At 66.4% G+C, this 21093-nt stretch carries 18 protein-coding genes; 7 read left to right on the forward strand and 11 right to left on the reverse strand.

All coding sequences use genetic code 11. The annotated features are described in order from the left end of the window. The first annotated feature begins 142 nt into the window (after positions 1–142). Positions 143–1147, forward strand: coding sequence for a DUF1080 domain-containing protein (locus FHW94_RS08745; protein ID WP_168555239.1), 1005 nt, complete (start codon positions 143–145; stop codon positions 1145–1147). A gap of 118 nt (positions 1148–1265) precedes the next feature. On the opposite strand, the gene FHW94_RS08750 is transcribed toward FHW94_RS08745, so the two are convergent. Both FHW94_RS08750 and FHW94_RS08755 read right to left on the reverse strand, forming a co-directional pair. Beyond that, positions 1266–1673: a DUF6379 domain-containing protein gene (locus tag FHW94_RS08750; protein ID WP_246865933.1), complete on the reverse strand. Its 408-nt coding sequence runs from the start codon at positions 1671–1673 to the stop codon at positions 1266–1268. Between the two features lie 38 nt (positions 1674–1711). Further along, complete coding sequence (locus FHW94_RS08755; RefSeq protein WP_168555240.1) at positions 1712–2617, reverse strand: TIM barrel protein; 906 nt, start codon at positions 2615–2617, stop codon at positions 1712–1714. Between the two features lie 215 nt (positions 2618–2832). Between FHW94_RS08755 and FHW94_RS08760 the strand changes: the two genes are divergently transcribed. The 4 genes from FHW94_RS08760 to FHW94_RS08775 are packed head-to-tail and all read left to right on the forward strand — an operon-like array spanning position 2833 to position 6229. Continuing rightward, complete coding sequence (locus FHW94_RS08760) at positions 2833–3339, forward strand: heme-degrading domain-containing protein (RefSeq protein ID WP_168555241.1); 507 nt, start codon at positions 2833–2835, stop codon at positions 3337–3339. Next, positions 3336–4361 carry a Gfo/Idh/MocA family oxidoreductase gene (locus tag FHW94_RS08765; RefSeq protein ID WP_168555242.1) on the forward strand — a complete coding sequence of 342 codons (1026 nt, stop codon included), beginning with the start codon at positions 3336–3338 and terminating at the stop codon, positions 4359–4361. The genes FHW94_RS08760 and FHW94_RS08765 overlap by 4 nt, the downstream gene beginning before the upstream one ends. A 21-nt stretch (positions 4362–4382) precedes the next feature. Beyond that, positions 4383–5426: a Gfo/Idh/MocA family oxidoreductase gene (locus FHW94_RS08770; RefSeq protein ID WP_168555243.1), complete on the forward strand. Its 1044-nt coding sequence runs from the start codon at positions 4383–4385 to the stop codon at positions 5424–5426. Continuing rightward, positions 5423–6229, forward strand: coding sequence for a hypothetical protein (locus tag FHW94_RS08775; RefSeq protein ID WP_168555244.1), 807 nt, complete (start codon positions 5423–5425; stop codon positions 6227–6229). Before FHW94_RS08770 ends, FHW94_RS08775 begins: the two co-directional genes overlap by 4 nt. A gap of 58 nt (positions 6230–6287) precedes the next feature. Here the strand turns inward: FHW94_RS08775 and FHW94_RS08780 are convergent, their stop codons facing one another. From FHW94_RS08780 to FHW94_RS08800, 5 genes are all read right to left on the reverse strand, one after another. Next, entirely contained in the window at positions 6288–6557 is a 270-nt protein-coding gene (locus FHW94_RS08780; protein WP_168555245.1) for a hypothetical protein, read from the reverse strand. After that, complete coding sequence (locus FHW94_RS08785) at positions 6494–6748, reverse strand: hypothetical protein (protein ID WP_168555246.1); 255 nt, start codon at positions 6746–6748, stop codon at positions 6494–6496. Before FHW94_RS08785 ends, FHW94_RS08780 begins: the two co-directional genes overlap by 64 nt. An 83-nt stretch (positions 6749–6831) precedes the next feature. Beyond that, complete coding sequence (locus FHW94_RS08790; RefSeq protein WP_282599577.1) at positions 6832–8247, reverse strand: NAD-dependent succinate-semialdehyde dehydrogenase; 1416 nt, start codon at positions 8245–8247, stop codon at positions 6832–6834. A 65-nt stretch (positions 8248–8312) separates the two neighbouring features. Next, complete coding sequence (locus FHW94_RS08795; RefSeq protein ID WP_168555248.1) at positions 8313–9323, reverse strand: dihydrodipicolinate synthase family protein; 1011 nt, start codon at positions 9321–9323, stop codon at positions 8313–8315. A 13-nt stretch (positions 9324–9336) separates the two neighbouring features. Further along, positions 9337–10338, reverse strand: a complete 1002-nt coding sequence (locus FHW94_RS08800) for an NAD(P)-binding domain-containing protein (RefSeq protein ID WP_168555249.1) — start codon at positions 10336–10338, stop codon at positions 9337–9339. 146 nt (positions 10339–10484) lie between these two features. Here FHW94_RS08800 and FHW94_RS08805 point away from each other — a divergent pair, with 146 nt between their 5' ends. Beyond that, positions 10485–11150 carry an FCD domain-containing protein gene (locus FHW94_RS08805; RefSeq protein WP_168555250.1) on the forward strand — a complete coding sequence of 222 codons (666 nt, stop codon included), beginning with the start codon at positions 10485–10487 and terminating at the stop codon, positions 11148–11150. Between the two features lie 75 nt (positions 11151–11225). On the opposite strand, the gene FHW94_RS08810 is transcribed toward FHW94_RS08805, so the two are convergent. From FHW94_RS08810 to FHW94_RS08820, 3 genes are all read right to left on the reverse strand, one after another. Continuing rightward, a complete protein-coding gene (locus FHW94_RS08810) occupies positions 11226–12941 on the reverse strand; it encodes a tannase/feruloyl esterase family alpha/beta hydrolase (RefSeq protein WP_168555251.1) in 1716 nt (571 codons plus the stop codon). 35 nt (positions 12942–12976) lie between these two features. Continuing rightward, positions 12977–14176, reverse strand: a complete 1200-nt coding sequence (locus FHW94_RS08815) for an MFS transporter (protein WP_168555252.1) — start codon at positions 14174–14176, stop codon at positions 12977–12979. A 72-nt stretch (positions 14177–14248) separates the two neighbouring features. Continuing rightward, entirely contained in the window at positions 14249–16720 is a 2472-nt protein-coding gene (locus tag FHW94_RS08820; RefSeq protein WP_168555253.1) for a TonB-dependent receptor, read from the reverse strand. A gap of 171 nt (positions 16721–16891) precedes the next feature. Between FHW94_RS08820 and FHW94_RS08825 the strand changes: the two genes are divergently transcribed. After that, positions 16892–17524, forward strand: coding sequence for a response regulator transcription factor (locus tag FHW94_RS08825; protein ID WP_168555254.1), 633 nt, complete (start codon positions 16892–16894; stop codon positions 17522–17524). A 21-nt stretch (positions 17525–17545) separates the two neighbouring features. Here the strand turns inward: FHW94_RS08825 and FHW94_RS08830 are convergent, their stop codons facing one another. Beyond that, a complete protein-coding gene (locus FHW94_RS08830; RefSeq protein WP_168555255.1) occupies positions 17546–20920 on the reverse strand; it encodes an ATP-binding protein in 3375 nt (1124 codons plus the stop codon). Positions 20921–21093: the final 173 nt, after the last annotated feature.

Raw genomic sequence — 21093 nt, forward strand, 5'->3', positions numbered from 1 at the left:
CGAAAATTGGCCCCTTGCCCGCAATGTAATCACTGATTAAACCGAGGGTCCGCCGGGAGAGATTGCCTTACGCCACCGGCGCCCGCCCCGACCGCCGCACTGCCGGGCCATTAGCCGTCCGATGATGACAGGACCCTATTCGATGTTCCGATCACACCGCCTCCGCTCCGTCGCTCCGCTCGCCCTCGGCCTTGCCCAGATTGCGGCGTCGCCTCCGGCTGCGGCGCAATCCATGGCCCCCGATGGCTCCACCCCCGAACAGCAGGCGATTGTGGCCAAGGACAAGCCGTTCCAGGCACAACCACTCACGCTGGTCAGCATTCCCAAGCCCGCCGGCCGCCGCATTGCATTGTTCAACGGGCGCAATCTCGATGGGTGGGATTCCTGGCTCGGCCTGCCCCAACCGATGATGACCTATGCCTTCACCAAGGACCGCCCGATCGGCCTCAACCGCGACGCCACCGGCGTTTTCAGCGTGGTGCAGGAAGACGGGCGCCCGGCGCTGCGCGTCAGCGGCAAGATCTTTGGCGCCTTGATCACCAAGGGCGACTATCACGCCTATCACCTGCATGCCGAATTCAAGTGGGGCACCTGGCAGCTTGGCACGATCCCGCGCAACAACGGCATTCTCTATCACGCCCATGGCCAGCAGGGCTCGTTCCTCAAGACCTGGAGCCCCTCGATCGAATTCGAACTCGTGCCACAGCACTTTGGCATGCTGTTGACCCCGGGCGATTCGAGCAAGGCAACCTCGTTCAACGATATCTTTTGGAACGTCAGCGCCCGCTCGACGGTCGGCAGCGATCGCACGATCCCCTATCCGTGGCGTCGCTTCATGCCTGATGGCACGCCGGCCGAGGTGGGCAACGTCGCTTTCGATGTCGATGCCGCTTCCGACGCGGAACGCCCGCTGGGGCAGTGGAACACGATCGACCTCTACGTCGTCGGCAATGCCGCCGTGCACGTGGTCAACGGTGTCCCGGTTCTCGCGGCCACCGGCATGCGCACCCGCGCCACACCCAGTTCTCCCGCCCAGCCCCTCACGCACGGGCGCATCCAGTTGCAGTCTGAAGGCGCCGAAGCGTTCTTTCGCAACGTCACGATCGAGCCGATCCGCCATCTGCCACGCGTGATCGCCAAGCGCTGACAACGGCGGCACCGAAACAGAGAGGGGCTGGACATCGCGCGATGCCCAGCCCCTCTCTGTTTTCCGACGCCGTGTGCGGCCAACCCCCGGGCCCTGCAGTGCCCAGGGGCCAAGGCGGTCAGGGCAGGACGATCGTCAGCAGGCGGTTCCAAGGCATCGTGTGCGGCTGCAACTTGGGCGGGAAATAGGGATAGCGTACGCGGCAGCCCACGTAGACCTGGTGGATACCCGGTTCGAGACCGCCGGGCCGGGGCACGATGATCGTGGCAGGATCGCCCAGTTCCCAGCGCACGTCGGACGCCGCGCGCAGTTCTTCGAGCGAAAAGGTCCGCCCGTTCAGCGCGAACAGGTTGTTTTCATACCCAAAGCGTTCCCCGTCGACCGCCACGTCGACCCCATCGAGCAGCGAGATGCGGAAGCCGCGGTAGTTGGGCGTGCGGATGCGGATTTCAAAGCCTTCGCGCGCATCGACGGGACCATAGTTCCTGAATCCCGTGCTCTGGATCGGCGCTTGTTCGAGCAACATGTGTGATTTCCTGTTATCTGGAGCGATGGATCGAGCGATCAGGCCAGGCGGCCTTCGTCGAAATCCTTTTCGAGCTTGCGCATCAGCAACTGTTGCCGGCGGACCTGGTCGATCGCGACCCACGGATCGCGCACGCCTTCGTATTCGCTCGACAAATAGCCGGAATACCCGGCGCGCTTGAGCGCCGAGATGACCTTGGGCAGCGGGATATGCTCATCCTCCAGATCATCGTTGATATGGTGGAACTTGGCCTGGATGAACGCCACGTACTGGATGATATCGAGCAGTTCCTCGGGATTGACCTTGATGCCGTTGAGAAAGGCGGTGTCGAATTCGCGCATCTCGGGCGTTTCCTGCGGCCAGAACGGCAGCGGGCGATCCTGGAAAATGCCGAAATCGATCAGCAGCGCGAAATTCTTCGTGCCGGTGCGCTCGATGAACTGGATATAGTTCTGCGTCACGCGATGGCTGATCGGCGTAGGTGCATGAATTTCCGGGCAGATCACGATGTCGAGCTTGTGCGCCAGATCCAGCACGCGTTCGACCGCGCCTTCCCAGATCGGATCGGGATCGAGATCGGACGTCACCACGCCGAACTTCGGGCGCAGGAACTTGAAGCCCAGGCGATGGGCAAGCGTGAGGTCGCGCTCCAGTTCCCCCGCGCCTTCCTCGACCGTGAGATTGCGTTCAAGATGCAGGCGCGTGTCCACCCAGGAACACATGTTGGTCGGTTCGAGCTGGTATTGGTCGAGCAGGCGAAACCAGGTGTCGAGCCATTGGCTCGACGGTTCGGGGTAGCCTTTCACATGCGCTTCGCCCAGTATCTCGATCCCGGTTGCACCGGTCCCGGCAACGGCATCAAAGCCTTCCTCAAGCCCCATGATCGTGCCGAAGTCATCGGTGTAACTGTAAAGCGAAACGCCATATTTGAACGAGGCTGTCATCATCAACTCCCTGGGCCCATGTCGAGCCCCGTGTTCCCTGGTCCCGCTCCATGCCGATGGACGGGTGACCCTGAGCGTCATTTAATCAGCGATCAAATTTACTGCAAGGCTTTTGAATCCAACGAACGCAGCAGGATCCTGGACAAACCAGTTGCATTCAATCAATGATCAGATAACGGCTGCCCGGACCGGGACGGGCACCAAGGGGACCAAGCATGGACGAGCCACTCCACGATAGCGACCTGGCGATCACGCGGATCGAAGCAGAAGTCGCGGCGCTCGAACTGGCGCATTTCGACCTGGACGATGCCTGGTGGCTGGGCAGCTATCTGCGCGAGCGTGCCGCGCGCGAAAACCTGCCTATCGCCATCGAGATCCGCCGTGGCGTGGCCACGCTGTTCGCCTGCCTCCTGCCCGGCGCCTCGGCCGACAACAGCGAATGGCTTCGCCGCAAGCTGGCGCTGGTGATGCGTTTCGAACGCTGCACTTATGCCCTGGGCCTCACCTTCCGGCGCGAGCCCGGCCTGTTCGAACGCCATGGTCTCGATCTGCGGGATCACATCGCGGACGGCGGCGGCGTGCCGATCCGCCTTGCCGGCACCGGAACGATCGGCGCGCTGGGCATCAGCGGGCTGCCGCAGGAAGACGATCACCGTTTGGCGATCGAGGCGCTTGGCGCGCTGCGCGCCCATCAGGCCAGCAGCGAAAGGACCATGGCATGAGCACGGTTCGTTGGGGCATCCTTGGCCCCGGCACGATCGCCCGCGAATTCTTCCGCAGTGCCGCTGCCTGCGCGTCAGGCGCAGTCGTCGCAGTCGCATCGCGTTCGCCCGATCACGAGCGGCTCGGGCGCGCGTTTCCCGGCGCGCGGGTGTTCGACGATTACGAGGAACTCCTCGCCGATCCTGGCATCGATGCGATCTATATCGCAACGCCCCACCCCTTCCACGCGCGCTGGGCCATCGCCGCTGCCGCGCAGGGCAAGCACGTGCTGAGCGAAAAGCCGATGGCGATGAACGGGGCGGAAGCCCGCGCAATGGTTGCGGCTGCCCACGCCAACGATACGTTCCTGGCCGAAGCCTACATGTACCGCCACCACCCGCTCACCACGTTCCTGCTCGACCTTGTACGCGGCGGCACGATCGGTGACGTCGTCCTGATCAAGTCCAGCTTTGGCTTTGCCCATCCCACCGGCGGCGCCGATCATCGCCTGTTCGCCAAGGACCTGGGCGGCGGGGCGATCCTCGACGTCGGCGGCTACCCGGTGACGATGGCCTGCCTGATTGCCGGCTATCGCGAGGCCGATCGCGCCCTGCAGCCGGTTTCCCTCAGTGCGGAGGGGCTGATCGGCCCGACCGGGGTGGACGAAGTATCCAGCGCCCTGCTGCGCTTTGCCAATGGCATCGTCGCGCAGGTTTCGTGCTCGATCGCACTCGTTCAGGACAACGTGCTTTCGATCATCGGCACCCGTGGCCGTCTCGAAGTGGACGACTTCTGGTTCGGCACAGGGGTGACCGGCGGCACCAAGATCGTGCGGCACGTAGCCAACGATGGCACCATCGAGGAATTGCCGCTGACCGAACCGCGCGATCTTTACAGTTTCCAGTTCGATGCCTGCAACGCCGCGATCACCGCAGGCCGCCGTGAACTGTCCTATCCGCAGCTGGACCTGGCCAGCAGCATCGCCACGGCCGACATCCTCGATCAGTGGCTGGCGGCCGTTCACGGCACCGCCGCGACATAGACGCGGCCCTCGGAGGAAACCATGTCAAGAATACTGGGCGTCGGGATTATCGGCACCGGGCCGGTTACCCAGGGGCTTCATCTGCCCACCCTGATGCGCCTGCGCGACCGGTTTCGCGTGGTTCACATCGCCGGCCGCACCGCATCGACCACCGCGCATGTCGCCGCGTGGCACGGCGCGCGGGCCGGTACCGACGTGGACGCCCTGCTGGCCGATCCGGCGGTTGAGGTGGTCGCGATCAATTCGCCGTCCGACCTTCATGCCAACCATGCGATCGCCGCGCTGGAGGCAGGCAAGGCGGTGCTGGTGGAAAAGCCACTCGCCACCTCCGCTGGCGACGCGCAACGTATTCTCGACTGCGCGCGGCGCACCGGTGGCCATGTCCAGGTGGGCACGATGCATGTCTACGATCCGGCATGGCAGGCGGCACTGGCACGGCATCGCAATCACATGGCGGCAGCCACGCTGATCCGCTCCACCATCGTGCTGCCACCCAATCCCTTGTTCGAAGACTGGTCCGGCCAGATTATCGGCCGCAAGGGCTATCCGCCGCCGTTCGATCTCACTGTGGCGCCGGTGCGGGCGGCGATCATTCGCGCCACGATCATCGGGCTGGCGGTGCACGAACTGCCGCTGATCCGGGAAATCGTGCCGGACTGGGGCGATCTGCGCGTGCTTTCGGCCCGGCCGCTGCCCCCCTTCGCCTACGATATCCATCTCGCCGTCGGCGGGCGCCTGGTCCAGTTGACCGCAACGCTTCACACCCACCGCTGGTCGGAATGGTCGATGGCCTTTCTTGGCGCGGACGCTGAAGTGCGCGTGGATTTCACCCCATCTTATGTGCCCGCGGGATCGGGCCGGGTTACGCTGGTTTCTGAAAGTGGGACGGCGATCGTTCCGCCGGTCACGGCCAATGGCTATCTCGCCCAATGGGTCCAGCTTCACGACGTGGTCTGCGCTGGCGCCGCGCCGCTGCACGGCCTCGCCGCAGCGGTCGAGGACATCGACCTGGCCCTGACCTTGGCCGACCGGTGCAGCGCCTGGGCCATGGAGCACGCCGCATGACAGCTCCCTGCCCCATTCTCGTCGGTGCCGACACCGGAACCGACCACGTCCTGGCGACTGTCATCGCCAGCCTGCCCAAAACGCTGGCCCTGGCCGCAAACGGACAACCTCCACAGGCACGGGCGATCAACGGCGGCGGTGACTGGTGCGCGGCTGTCCTGGCCGCGCTTGCCCATGGCACCCGGGGCATCTTGCTCGATCGCCCCCGCCCGGCACTGGCCACGGCAATCGCGCAGGTCCGCGCGGCCGCCCAGGCACAAGGTGCAACGGTCGTGGTGCGCGGCCAATGGTCGTCGCACGCCACGGTCGCGCAGTTGCGCTCGGCCGCCAGTGCGGACGAGGCACCGGTCCTGATCGATTGCCTGACGACCGGCCGCTCTGCCCGGCCGCACGCGCTGGCCCTGTTCGACCAGTTGCACTTTGTCACGACGCTTGTGGGCCCGGTGGAGCACGTGGTGACCGAGAGCGCCATGCCCAGTGCCACGATCGCGCGTGGACGGCTTGCCGGCGCCGGTGCCCAGATTGCATTCACGGCGGTCGAAACGCCCGGCCAGCTGACGTGCGACCTGCGCATACACAGCCTGGATCGCATGCGCCGGATCGTGCTTCCCGATAGCAGCGAATGGGACCCGGCCCTGGCCGTGGTCGCCACGCGCGAGGGGGAGCTATCGCTTCCCGCGCATTACGAAAGCGCCGATCGCGCGGCCTGGCTGCGTCTTGCCGACCTGATCGACAGCGCCGGCGGCAACACCGATGATCTCGCCACCCTCGCCCAGATCGCGCGCCATATCGAGGCGACTTGACGATCGCGCCCATCGCCGCCCCAGCCGCCCTGGTCGGGGCGGCCCGGGCCATACCCGGTCAGTAATTGAACGCGTTGTACGAGTTGCACTTGAAGATCGACGTGACCAAGTTTAGCAGGACCGCCAGCTTGCCGATCTGCACCGACGGTGACGTCGCCACATAGACGATATCCAGGTCGCGCATCTGGAAGTTTTGCGCCAGCAGCATGCCTTCGGCCGATCGGAAGTCCACGTGGTAGACCACTGGCACGGTGTCGCCCAGGGTCAGATAGTCGGGCAGCGGGGCGGTCCGCAGGCGCGCCGCGATATCCGCGCGTTCGTACCGCAAGACATAGACGCCATAAGGGTCGGCCTGCCGATCGCCTCGGCCAAGGTCAGCCGCGCCTTGCCGAAGAACACCTCGCTCTGCTTGTTGGTGGCGCCCAGCATGACCACGCTTTGCGGTTCGTGGTCCAGGGTGACAAGATCGCCGGGACGCAGGAAAATGTTCTGCGTCGGATCGCGCAGCACGGCGGCCATGCGCAGCGACCGTACCTGGCCGCCGCGCATCAATTGCACAAGCATGTCGCGCGCCTTGCCGGCGTCGCCCGAACGCCAATCGCTCAGAGGCCGCCCAGCGCGACGTATTTCGTCTCCAGGTATTCCTCGATGCCAACTTGCGCGCCTTCCCGGCCGAGCCCGGAAGCCTTGACCCCGCCGAACGGGGCGACTTCGGTGGAGATCAAGCCTTCGTTCACCCCCACCATGCCGAATTCGAGCGCCTCCATGACACGAAAAATGAGGCCGACGTCGCGCGCGCAGAGATAGGCGGCAAGGCCAAAGGGCGTATCGTTGGCCAAGGCCACGGCCTCGTCCTCGGTTTCGAAGCGGAACACCGGGGCGACCGGCCCGAAGGTTTCCTCGCCGAATATCCTGGCTTCGCGTGGCACATCGGCCAGCACGGTAGGCTCGAAGAAATTGCCGCCCAGCCGGTGGCGCTTGCCGCCTGCGGCCACGCTCGCCCCCCTGGCAACGGCGTCGGCAATGTGCTCCTCCACTTTGGCAAGCGCGGCTTCGTCGATCAGCGGGCCGATTGCGGCATCGGGTTGCGTTCCAGCGGCCACTTTGAGCCGCGCGGTCTCCTCTGCCAACCGCGCGACAAATGCGTCGTGAATCCCGGCCTGCACCAGGAAGCGGTTTGCGCCGATGCACGATTGGCCACTGTTGCGATACTTGGCTACCAGCGCCGCCTTGATGGCGCCTTCCAGGTCGGCATCGTCAAACACGATGAACGGCGCGTTGCCGCCCAGTTCCATGCTGGTCCGCTTGATCGACGGCGCGCACTGTTGCAGTAGCTTCGCGCCGATTTCGGTCGATCCGGTGAACGACAACTTGCGCACCAGCGGGCTGGCGGTCAATTCCGCACCGATCGCGCCTGCACTGCCGGTGACGATGTTGCACACGCCGGCCGGCAGCCCCGCGCGCTCGGCCAGCACGCCCAGCGCCAGCGCGGTAAGCGGCGTCTGGCTGGCCGGCTTGATCACGCCCGTGCATCCGGCAGCCCAGCCCGGCCCCGCCTTGCGCGTGATCATCGCGGCAGGGAAATTCCACGGCGTAATCGCGGCAAAGACGCCCACCGCCGCCTTCTGCACCAAGATGCGGCGGCCGTGCAGGTTCTGCGGGATGACCTGCCCGTTGACCCGCTTCGCTTCTTCGGAAAACCACTCGATGAAACTGGCTGCATAGAGAACCTCGCCCCGCCCTTCGGCCAGGGGCTTGCCCTGCTCCGAGGTGATGAGAAGCGCCAGGTCATCGATGTTCGCGATCATCAGATCGAACAGCCGACGCAGGATGGCGGCGCGATCCTTGGCCAGCGCCGCACGCCACGCGGGCAGCGCACGCGCCGCCGCATCGATCGCGCGCCGCGTTTCGGCCGCGCCACCCTTGGGCACGCGGGCGATCAGCGCGCCGGTGGCGGGATTGCGCACCTCGATCGTCTCGCCACTGTCGGCGCCGATCCACTGGCCATCCACCAGCATCGCCTGCCGCAGAAGCGTGGCATCCTTGAGCGGCAGCACAGTGAGCTTGTCCATAAGGGCTCCTTTCACGCCGGGTTCCGGCCGATGAAGAACAGCGCGTCGGCATCGGCGGTGGGATGCAGCCCCGCCGCTTCCTGCCCCCGCCGAAGCGCGACCATGTCGCGCTGATAGACGCGCGCGGTGGGGTGGCGCAGTGGCCCGCCGTTGTAACCCTGCAGCCAGCCTTCATACTTCCACATCATGCGGTTGATCAGGCCGTTGCCGGCCTGCGGCACGCTGGCAAACGCCTTGCGCGCGGGATCGATGCGATGAAATTCGGCGGTCGCCTCGTCAAAGCGCCGGGCTTGCAGCAACGCGAACACCCGCGGGAGCACCGGGCCGAAAAAGGCCGAGAAGTTGGTGCCGCAGAACGGCACGTCGATCAGTTGGGCCAGCGGGATGAATTCGTGCTCCATCGGGAAAGAGATCACGACTTCGTCATGGAACGCGCGGTGAACCTCGATCGGCCCCATGATGTGGGGCATCCCGCCTTCGGCCTTGATCGCAACCACGTTCGGGCAATCGTCGACCAGGCGGCGCAGCAGGTCTATCGGCATGTCGATCGGGCTGAACCGGCCAAACCCCCAGGTGGGAATGGGGAACAGCATCACGGCCATGTCCACCGCATCGCAGAACACCTTGGTATAGGCGTAAACTTCTTCCAGCGATTGCGGATAGAAATATGGCGGATAGCCGAGCAGAACCAGTTCCGCGCCGGCGGCCTGGGCCAGCAAGGCAGCCTCGATATTGTCTTCAAGGGTGTTGAACACCGCATGGTGCACCACGAAGATGCGCCCGGCGGCCTGCTCCACCATCACTTCCACGAAGCGACGGTATTCCGCCATTGTCATCGCCACTTCCGAACAGGCCAGGGTGCCGACGAAGCCGTGCGCGATGGTCTGTTCCACATCGTGCCGCACGGCGGCCTCGTTGAGGCGCTTGAAATCGCCGGTCATCGTGGGGATGACCACGTTGGCAACGCCAAGCATCTTGTCGCGCGCCCAGGCGCGGGCGTCGGAGCGGGTATAGCTGGGCATGGAGACCGTCCTTTTACTTGCTCTTGTCCACCGGGCGGACCGGAGCGGGAATGGAAGTGCCAAGACCGGCAGCGCGGGCCCGATCGACGCAGAGCGCGGCGATGGCGAGGTCTTGGATGGCGGCGCCGACCGACTTGTAGAGCACGATCTGCTCTGCCGCCGTGCGCCCCGGATGCGTGCCTGATATCACGGCCTCTAGGCTCACCAGCTTGTGGGCAAATGCCACGCCCGCCTGGTTGGCCGCGATCATGTCGCCAGTGTCATCGGCCACTTCTTCGACCATGTCGGCGACGATCAGGTCCGCCCGGGCGATTGCCTCGGGATCGAGTTCGCGCTGCTCGGGCAGGGTCGATCCAATCGAGATCACGGTCATGCCCGGCCGCAGCCAGTTGCCCAGCACGGTTGGGCTTTCATCGCGCGATCGTGCCGCGCAGAGGACCAGGTCGGCCTGCGCCACAGCCGCCTCGGCACTTTCCGCAGCCGTCACCGCGATGCCCTTTTCCGCCATGCTTTGGCAAAACGCGGTGCGGCTCGTTTCGCGCGGGCTGAACACCTGCGCCGCGCCCAGCGCGCCGGAACGCGCCAGGGCTTCAAGATGCGTGCGCGCTTCGAAACCCGAACCGATCACCGCCACGCGCGGCGCAACCTCGCGGCACAGCCGCCGTGCCGCCAACGCAGACGTTGCTGCGGTGCGCAGCCCCGTCACGGAAGCGCCGTCCAGCAATGCCGTCAATGCCATGGTCGCGCCGTCGAACAGCGGGATGAGATAGGATGCGGCCTGTGCCGTCATCGACGCGGCGATCAGCTTTGCGCCGATCACCTTCTGGCCGGGCAGCACGCCCGACAGCGTACGCAGCCACAAGCCATTGCCGCGCGCCATCGTCCGCGGCGGAAACTGGGCCGCAGCCACGGATGCGCCATAGGCAGCCGCCAGGGCATCGACCCCTGCCGCCCAGTCAAACGCCAAACGGACATCGGCGTCCGAAAGCAGCAGGGTTTGCGGCACTGGCAGCATGAAGCGATCCTTTCGTGGTGCCGGCCACACGCGAGTCCTGACCGGTTTGGTTAGGCGTATATCCGTGATTGATGCATGTCAATTTCCATATTGATTGGATATCATGCAGCGGCCGGCTGTGATACGGCGTGGCTACGGAGGATTTCTTGGCCGAAGACGAAGACCTTGCCCGCTTGCGCGCGTTGCTGGATGAAACAGCCGCGCGGGGTGAAGAACGGCTGCCGCCCGAACCGCGCCTGGGCGAAACGCTGGGCGTCTCGCGCGGGCGGCTGCGCACGTTGTTGCGTCGGCTGGAGGAGGAAGGCGCGATCTGGCGCCATGTCGGCAAGGGCACTTTCATCGGGCCGCGCCAGATGGTGGAAGTGCGCGATTTCGCCGCGTCATTCAGCGTGGGGGATATCCTGGGCGCGCGCCTGATCCTGGAGCCGCAACTGGCCGCCGAAGCCGCCATCCACGCCACCGACGAAGATCTGGCTGCGATGGACGCCTGCCTTGCCGACATGGCCGAGCCGCCCAGCTTCCTTCACTGGAAGCGGCTGGATGAACGGCTGCACCGGGAAATCGCCAAGGCGGCGCACAACGTCCTTCTGGTGCTGCTCTACGATACGCTGCGCACGCAGATGAAAGCCACGCTCGACCGGCGATTGGAACAGGTTTTCGGCGCAGAACCTGGCCCCAAGACCGATACCGACGCGCACCATGCCCACGTGGTGGCGGCCATCCGCCAGCATGACCCTGCGGAAGCAGAACGGGCGATGCGCGAGCACCTGGTGGCCGTGCGCCGCCACCTATTCGGGGTGCGCCAGGTCTAGCGCCCAGCCCGCAGGCGGGCAGAGGGGACATCCGCCGTTGCGGTAAGGCCGCAAGCGCATTCCCCCCTGCCGGGTTCAATCCGTTGGCGTTGGCGGAGCGGCGGGCAAGGCCGGCGCGAACGAACTGGCACGATCGATCGATCCGCGGCCGATGTAGCGGGCCACGCGGGGAAAGGGGAACACGGGGCGGCTGCGCGGCGCCAGCGCGGGGGAGGACGCTTGCGGCGCAGGCGGCAGCATGGCTGGGCCACCGGCTTGCGGCAAACCACCTTCCCCCCGACGGAGGCCAGCCGGTGGCATGGGCTGCCCATCTTGCGTGGGTGAACTGCGATGCGCCACCAGCCGGTCCGGCGCAGCGCCGCCCTCCACCCACGCCATCAGCGCGGCAAGGAGCGGGAACGTGTTCGGCCCATCTCCGCCCGAGCAGTGCCCCATGCCGGGAAACAGGAACAGGCGGGCAAACGCATCGCGCCGATCGGGCCCCATCGCCGCACCGACCTGTTCGAAATAGTCGATGCTGTTGAGCGGACTGATATGCGGGTCCGCCCAGCCATGCCAGAGGATCAACTTGCCCCGGCGCGCAGCGAACGCGTCAAGGCGTGGATCATCGGCGTCGTAAAGCGCACGGGCTGCCTGTTCGTTGCGCTGCGTCTCCGCCGTGAACGGGAAGGTCTGCGGGGTGAAGCCCGGACTGGCGCCAGGCGCGAAGATCAGGTGATTGATGGCCTGCCCGGCGATCATCGCACTCAACAGCGGCGCGCCAGGCGCTGCCGGCACGAAGACGCCGGCCCAGCCAAGTTCGCTGCCCGGCATCAGCGGGCCAACTTCAAGGGTTTGACCCTCTGCCGTGCGGGCGCCGGCATAGATGGCGCGCGCCGTTTCGATCTTGGCAAGGGTCAGGCAGCGGCCGGGCTGGTAGGCGCCCTTGCACAGCAGGACGCCAGGATCGACGCGGCAGGTGCGTGGATCGGTGATCTGGCCATCGACCAAGCCGTCAAGCCCATCGCAGGCGGCCAGTGCGGCGCGATGCAGCGGGGCCAAGTCTGCGGCAAGCAGGATGGGCTGCCCGTCTGCCGCCGTGTTGGCGCGGGCCAGCCAGGCGTGATGGAACGAATTCTGCACGGAGAAATGCAGCGCCGGGGCTCCAGCGGCGATACCGTCGAAATCCTGCGGGAAACGCTGCGCTTCCATCAGCGCTTCGCGCCCGCCGTCAGAACAGCCGGAAAAGTAGGAATAGCGGGGCGGATGGCCATAGAACGCCGTGGTCAATGCCTTGGCGACCAGCGCGGTGAGATGCACGCCCCGCCAGGCGAAATCCTCGCGCTGCTGCGGGTTGGCGCCCCAGGCGGCATCCATGCCCTGGTGGCCCATGTCGGTGCTGGCAAGCACGATGGCGCCATCGGTCACCGGCACGCAGCCATCCGCCTTGCCGGCATCGATGCGCAGGTTTCCGCAAAGCCCGCCGCAGCCGGTCTGGAGATAGCGCTGGGTCCAGCCCGACAGGGGCAGGCGCACCTCGAAGCGGATAGCGGGCGCGACCGTGCCCGATACCCGGCAATAGGGATGCGTGCCGGTAACGACCTCGGCGGTCTGCGTGGTCGTCGCGCCGGCCACGCGGGTGAGATCGACCTTGGCCAGCGCCGCACAATCGATCGCCGGCGCCACGGGCGCCAGTTTGGCAAGGCCGGGCGCAGCCGGCTGTGCTTTGGCCGGAACAGCCGCCGTTGCCGGCGCTGCGGCGGTCAGAAACGCCAGCACGAACGCCAGCAGCACGAAACATCGCTTCAACATGGAAACAGTCCTTTGCGAGCGCGCGGGAATGAAAGTCACGGTCGGTCCTCGCGGATGGCCAGGGCACATAGACCGGTGATCAGCATCGGCAGGCAGAACATGCCGAAGATCGCCACGAGCGGAAGGCCGAGCCCGATCGCCCAGCCCCCGATCATCGGCCCCAGCAGCGCGCCGCCGCGGCCGATCCCCATGGCCCAGCCGATGCCGGTGGCGCGCACGGGCGCCGAATAGACCGTGGCGGCCAGGGGATAGTTGCAATTGACGCCGCCCTGGAGCGTGATGCCGATCAGGAAGCAGACGGTGAGCACGCCGGCGAGCGGCATGGCCATGGCCCCGAACACCACGAAGAGCACGCTGGCGCCGCACAGCATCGCGAACATCAGCCACCTGAGGTTCCAGCGCGTGGCAAGGAAGCTGAGCGCGATCGTGCCGACGAAAGCGCCGGCGTTGTAGATGGCGCTGGCAATGATCGCATCGGTGGGGGCAAGGCCGGCCTGGATGGCAAGCTTGGTGATCCAGCTGGCAATGAAATAGAGCGCCATGAAGCCGTTGATCGTGCACAGCCACAAAAGCATCGTGTTGCGCCGCCGCGGGCCGCCAAGCGCCGCTGCAATTCCAACCTGGGCGGTTTCACGGCGCCCCAATTCCTCGCTGCCGCGCGGCGCCTCTGGAAGCGCATACCAGCACACCGGGAGCAACAGCAGGCTCACCAGCCCGGCGCCAATGAACATCGCCTGCCAACCGTGGAGCGGCAGGAGCCGGGCCACCACGAAGCCGGCCAGCGTTGCCCCCACCGGGTAGCCCGCCTGGGGCACGCCGGTGGCCACGTGGCGCATCGCATCGGGCGCGAACCCGGCCGAAAGCGCGGTGATGCTGGCCAGCACCGCGCCGATGCCGATACCCACGAAAATCCGCGCCAGCGCCAGCGTGACGATGCCGGTGGCCAGCCCGCTCGCCATCATCGCGGTGGCCATCAGCACCAGCGCGAAGAGCACCACCGGCCGCCGCCCGACGCGATCGGCCAGTGGCGCGACCGCCAGCCCGCCGATCGCCATGCCTACCAGCCCCGCGCTGAACACCACCGCCAGCGCGGGGGCACCAACGCCAAAGGCCCGCTGGAGCGCAGGGGCGACGTAGGTGAGAACGAAGACATTGACGCCGTCCACCATGTTGAGGGCAAAGCACAGCCACATCACGGCGATGCCGCGGGTGGACCAGGTCTGGGTTGTGGCCATGGGTGGCACGGGTTCCGTTTGCATGAGGTTTGTGCTGCGGGGCCGGGTCAGACGATGCCCCGCGGCCATCGATCAGAACTTCACGCCAAGGCGCACGCCATACAGCCGAGGCAGCGAGGTGGAGAAATTCACCGACCCGACCGGGAAGGCGGTGCCATCGGCTTCCGGCGCGGCGACGCTGCCGGTAAAGCCACCGTAGGTTCCGTTGTAGCCGTTGGGCCCGAATGTCTTCTGCAGTTTGTTTTCGATGTTCTCGACGAAAAGCTGCACGGTCAGTCCATCGTCCTGCGTCGCATAGGTGATGCTGGCGTCGCTGCGGGTGAACGGGCTCTGGCGGTATTGCACGGCATTGGCATAGTCGCTGAGCAGGTAGGAGGTGCTGTACTTGCTTGCCGCGCGCAGCCGCACTTGCGCCCCGTTGGCAAGATCGATCGTGTGCGTCAGCGCCCCGTTGAGTGTGAAGGCCGGCAGGTTGGGCAGCGCATAACCAGACCAGTCTGCAAAGACGCCCGTAAGATATCCGAGGTAGCCGGTCTTCAGGGAGCGGATGCGCGAGTGAGCATAGGCCGCGCCAATGTTGACCGCGGTGTTGCGGTCGACCTGGTAGCGCAGTTCGTTCTCCCAGCCATAAATTTCGACCGGCGCCAACTGGGTATAGAGCACGCCGGTAACACCCGCGGCGCCCACGAACAGCGCCAGGCCGTTGATCTGGTCCTTGGCATAGTCGTAGTAATAGGCGCTGGAGGTAAAGGTCAGCCCGCGCGCGGGGCGCCCCTTGTAGCCGATCTCGTAAGCGGTCATCGACTCCGGGCCATAGGGCACGACCGAAGCGCCGGTGGCAGGGTCATAATCGTTGAAACCACCCGCCTTGAACCCCGTCGCGACCGAGACGTAGAACAGGTCGTTCGGAGTTGCCTGGTAGTTGAGCCCGACTTTCCAGGTCACCTTGTGGTCTTTCTCGCTGCCGCTGTTGGCCCCGCCGATGCAGTCGTTGGGATAAGTGCACGCCGGGTTGCTGGCGGTGGCGACGTTGACCGCGAACGTGCCGACGCGGGCGTTCTCGTTGTTGCTGTAGCGCAGCCCGCCGATCGCGCTGAAGCGGTCGGACAAGTGCACGGTGGCCTGGCCAAACACGCCGTAGGACTTGTGCGTGGTGGTGTTGACGGGATCGATCGCCGTCAGCCAGGTCGACGTGTCGGTCCAGGTATCGACCGGCACTTTCCAGTTGTGGTCGCTCTCGTGGATCTTCTCGTAATAGTAGTTCACGCCCGCCACGTAATCGATCACGCCCGGTTCGGCGTTGGAGATGCGTGCTTCCACCTGCGAAGTGGCGAAGCGACCAGTATACTGGTCGAGCAGGAACACACCTGGCGCATCGGCACTGCCGGTGTCATAGGGGTTGGCGTTGCCGGTCACCTGGTTGCGCGCACTGAAATGCTGATAGCTGCCCAGCACGTCGAACTGCACCCCGCCGGCGCGGGCGGTGACTTGCCCGTTGACGTTGACGAAGTCGTTATCCTGATAGGCCGGGATCGGATTGGGGATGATCTCGAACGCCTTCTGCCCGCCGGCCTCGAGATTGGACAGCAGCGCGTTGCCCGGGCCAACGCCGCCGATATGACCGACGGTGGTGACCAGCGTGGCGCTGAAATCATCGCTGGGCTTGAGCAGAACCGAGAAACGCCCGGTGCGGTCCTTCTGGTCGCCCTTGGCCGGCTGGCCCGCTGCGGACAGGCGCGTCGTGCCGGTGGCGCCGCTGACGGTGGTGTCCACCGGGCGGAGGTAGCCATCGCGATCGTTCATGTTGCCCGCAATGCGCACCGCCAGGATAGGGGTGATCGGAATGTTGATGGCCGCCTCGGCCCGGCGGGTGTCGTAATTGCCGGCTTCCACCCGGGCATAGCCTTCGAACCGGTCGAGCACCGGCTTGCGCGTGATCACGTTGATGGCGCCGCCGGTGGAACTGCGCCCGTAAAGCGTGCCCTGTGGCCCGCGCAGCACTTCGACGCGGTCGATGTCGAAGAAGGCAACCCCCTGCTCCTGGCCGCGGCCGATGAACGCGCCATCGATGTTGAACGCGATGCCCAACTCACCCTTGGAAGTCTGGTCGCTGCTGGTCACGCCGCGGATGGTGACGTTGGTGCCGAACGAACCGTTGCCCACAACCACGCCGGGCACCAGGTTCTGCACATCGTTGACCGAATTGACGCCCACGGTGCGCAAATCCGCGCCGCCCAGGACCGCGATCGCCGCCGGCACCTTGAGCGAGGTTTCGGCACGCTTGAACGCGGTGACGACGATATCGGGCCCGGCAACGTCGGGCGAAGCCGAAGCGCCGGTGGCGGATGGCGCCACGGCCGAAGGCGCCGGCGAGGCGCCCTGGCTCGGTGCCTGGGCCTGTGCCGCAGGGGCAAGCATCAAGGCCATTGTCATCGCCAGGCCGGACAGGCCGGTGCGCAGCGGCAGTCCGGCGGCGCATGTATCGGATTTGGACCGGGCACGGCTCATCGTTTCCGCAAACGCGGGTTTCCGCCATTCGGACATCGCTCACTCCCTATTGATTTTCTTCATTGCAGCCGCAGTGGCGGCCCCGGCCTGTCGCTTAGCTTGCCCGGCAGGCAAAAGCGCCTAGACATAGGTCGAGCCGGCCACCGCTTGCCCGCCCGCACCAAGGCCGAGTAGGCTTGGCGCCCAAGCAACAATGGACCTTACGCAATGCACAGCGGGCCCGAACCAGCCCCCGATCAGTCTGCGGCAACCATTTGCCTGCGTGTCCTGCTGGTTGATGACCACCCGCTGTTCCGCCAGGCACTGGCCGCAACGGTGATGCAGATCGCACCGGGTCTGGAAATCGAGCAATACGATACGCTGGGCGCCGCGCGGCAGGCGCTTTCTCCCGATGATCGCGACGTTTTGGTGCTGCTCGATCTCAAGCTGCCCGATAGCCAGGGCGTGGCCGGGCTGCTCGGCCTCAAAGCCCACGCGCCCGCAGCGACCGTGGCGATCGTTTCGGCCACCGACGATGCCGAGACCGTGCTCACTGCCCGCGCCTGCGGGGCGGCAGGGTTCCTGTCAAAGGCGGCGGGCGTGGAGGAGCTATCGGCCGCGCTTGAAAGCCTGTTTGCCGGCGAGGCGTGGTTCGTCTCGCTTGATAGCGATGCCGCGCGCGATCCCCTTACCCCAACGCAGGGGCGCATCCTCGACGGGGTGCAGCGCGGGCTGATGAACAAGCAGATCGCCTATGAACTCGGCCTCACCGAAGCGACGATCAAGTACCACCTTACCGGATTGTTCCGCAAATTCGGGGTCCAGACCCGCGCGCAACTGCTGGCGGCAATGCGCGACTGAGCGCCGCGCCACGGCCCCTTGTCAGCCGGCCACAGCGGGGGCATGGCGCACCAGCAACGCTTGCAGCGCCAGCGGCGGGGTCGGCTTGTCGAGCAGCACGATGCCTTCGGCCTCGAGGGTTTCGACCCAGCTTTCGTCGGCCGTCGCGGTGACGAGAATGCGCAGCGGGCAGCGCCCGGCAAGCGTGCGCAGCAAGTCGAGCCCGTTGCCTTCGTCCAGCAGGTAATCGGCAATGGCCGCGTCCCATGCCCCGTTGGCCGGCACTTCGGCGAGCGTTCGGCACCGGGTCACCACACCGCCCCAGCGCTCGATCAGCGCGCTCATGGCGATGAGGATGTCAGCGTCATCGTCAAGACACAGCACGCGGATGCCGGCAAGATCGGCCATCGCCGGAACCGACACCGCAACGCGCGGCGCGGCCGGCGTCAATGGCCCATGCAAGGCAAAGACGCTGCCAGCCCCTTTCCGCGAATGGACATCCAGCGGATGCCCCAAGGCGCCAGCGATCCGCGCCACGATGGCCAGGCCCAGACCTGTGCCTTCGGCCAGGCTCTGCCCCTCGGGCAGGCGGCTGAACTCGCGGAAAGCCAGCGGCAGCTCGCTCTCGGCCATGCCCACCCCGCTATCGCGCACCTCGATCCGCAGCATCGCGCCGCGCCGGCGTGCCAGCATGACGATCCGCCCTTGCGGAGTATAGCGCAGCGCATTGACCAGAAGATTCTGCAGGATCGAGCGCAGCAGGTCGCGGTCGCTGCGCACCCAGTGCCGGGTGGGCAGCACAACCAGCTGCAGCCCGCGCGCCGTGGCCACCGGCGCAAACTCGGCCGCCAGCGCATGGATCACGGCGTTGACGTCGACCGCCTCCTGGCGCGGTTGCAAGGCGCCCAGTTCCAGCCGCGAGAGCGTTAGCAGCGCCTGGAGCATACGGTGCGCGCCTTCCACCGCCTGGTCCGCCTTTTCCAGCAGATCGCGCTGCTCGGCGCCGCTGACGCCCAACGTGGCGTTGCCGATGAACAGGCGCGCGGCATGCATGGGTTGCACCAGATCGTGGCTGGCCGCAGCCACGAAACGGCGCTGCGCGCGGGTCGCCTGCTCGGCCGCGCGGCGTGCTTCTTCCAGCGCGCTGTTGGCATGCGTCAACGCCCGCGTGCGCTCGTCCACGCGCTTCTCAAGCGCCGATCGATCCTGGGTCAGGATCGCCTGGGCCCGCTTGATCTCGGTCACGTCGTCCACCGTCAGCAGCACGTCGCCCCCGGCGATCACCTTGCGGGAGACGGCCAGAACACGCCCGTCGGCACGAGTGATCTCGGTCTTGGCCTGCATCGCCGGGCCTTGCATCTGCGCAAGGCCGGCGGCCGCAAGCAGCCCGCCATGGCTGCGCCCCACGGCCACGGTATCGGGCGGAATTCCCATCAGGGCCATGTACTGCGCGTTCCACACCACAAGCTGGCCTTCCGCGTCGAGCACGCAGACCCCCTGCGGCAGGCTTTCCAGCGTGGTCTGCAGCAGTTCTCGGCTGAACTGCACGGCGTGGCTGGCCTCATCGAGAATTCGCCCGATCTCTTCGGCATCCCGGCCGCCTTGGGCCATGGCAATCGCCACCACGTTGCGTGCCGAGGGCGCCCCGATCACGCCGGCCAGCACGCGCTCGGCAGCGCGGACCAGCGCGGGCGAAACCGGCGCCGCATCGGGCGCAATCGCGCGGCGAGACTGCGCGTGGAAATCGGCCAGCGTGCGCTGGGTCTCGGCCACGCCAATGAACTGTTCGAGCAGCCGGCGCAAGTCACCCACGCTCGCGCCGATGTCATGGCCACCGCGCTCGTCCACCGCCACGGGATCGAGCACGAACCGGTTGGCCTGGATTTCGTCGATCAGGCGCGGCCGCGCGCCCAGGGAAAAAGCGATGAAGCACGCGGTGTTGATCAGCAGGCTGGCGAAGATGGCAAGGTTGACGAACGGCGCCTGCGCCACCGGCCACATGCCGCTGCCGCCCCCCGACGCCGGCCCGGCTGCCGTGGTGAACGCAGGGATGGCGATCGTGCCCAGCCAGACCAGGATGCCCGCCGCCACCCCGGCAATGGCGCCGCGCGCGTGGGCGCGACGCCAGTATATCCCGCCGATCAGCGGCGGAACCAGCTGCGCCGACGCGGTCAGCGCGGTAAGGCCAAGCTCGGTCGGGCTCTGGATGTCGCGAATGCCAAGGTAATAGAACCAGGCCAGGGCGGCCAGCAGCACCACGGTGACCCGGCGCACGGCAACGACCACGGCGCCGATCGCCTGGTCCGCACGCCATCGGCGCAACTGGCCCGCCAGGATCGGCAGGATTACCTCGTTGGACACCATGGCCGAAATGGCCGTGAGTTCGACCACCACCATCGCCCCGCCCGCCGACAGGCCGCCGAGCAGCGCCAGCGCCGACACGACACTTTCCTGGCGCTGCATCGGAATGGCGAGCAGTTGCAAATAGGGCGCCACGCCCGTGCCACCCAGGCCGGCGCGGATGCCCATCGCAATCGTCAGCGTGGCGAGCACCCAAAGCGCGAAATAGGCCGGAACCACCCGCCGCGCCCACCGAATGTCTTCGGCGCGCTCCAATGTCACAAAGCCCAGGTGAAACTGGCGCGGCAGCGTAAAGGCGGTGATCGTGCACAAGGCGGTGAGCGTGGCAAAGCTTGGCAGCGCGGCCGCCTGCAAGGGCGGCAACACGCCCGACAGATGCGGCGTCGCCGCCGTCGTGCCGCCCGCAACCGCGCCGGCCATCAGCACGACGACCAGGGCTGCCACCGCACCAAGACCGGCAAGCTTCACCAGCGATTCCACCGCGATCATGCTGACGAAGCCGCGGCTGTGCTGGGTCAGGCTGGGCCGCCGCGTGCCAAATGCCATCGCCAAAACCACCAGTACGACCACGATCGCCAGCGCACTTGCGCCTTCGCTGTCACGGCGGGCGGAGGCAAAGCCCCATACATCGGCCAGCACCTTGAGTTGCAGGGCGATGTAGGGGAGCGCCGCGAGCGTTGCCACGAGCGAGGCAAGAATGCCCAACGCCCGGCTCTTGCCAAAGCGCGCGGCGAGGAAATCTGCCAGGGAGCCGACATTTTCCTGCTTGGCGAGCAGCGCGATACGGCGCCACACCGGTGCCAGCAGCGTCAACGCCAGGACCGGGCCAAGCGCATTGGCGACGAACAGCCAGCTTCCCTCGCTGGCATCGCCCACGGCGCCGAAATAGGTCCAGGCGGAACACAACGTGGCGAGCGACAACCCATAGCGCATCCCGCGCCATCGCCCCGACGCGCCCGCGGCGGATGCCGGCCGCCGGTCTGCCCGCCAGCCGATCACGCTCAACACGCCGACATAAACCGCGATGGTCGCCAGAATGGGGGCAAGATCGGTCAAGCGCGCAAGAGCCTTGGCAAGGGGACAACCCCAACCATGCACTGCAGGGCCGGGCCGGAGCAAGCGCCGGCGAGTCTAGGCCCGATGAAAGGCATTTGCCCGCCTTGCTGCAACATGGCCCGCGTTGCCCCTGCGGCACCAGCAGCGGCATGACACCATGTTGCGGGCTTTGC

Origin of the sequence: Novosphingobium sp. SG720 (assembly GCF_012275365.1) — a bacterium.
In the GTDB taxonomy this organism is placed as follows: Bacteria; Pseudomonadota; Alphaproteobacteria; order Sphingomonadales; family Sphingomonadaceae; genus Novosphingobium; species Novosphingobium rhizosphaerae.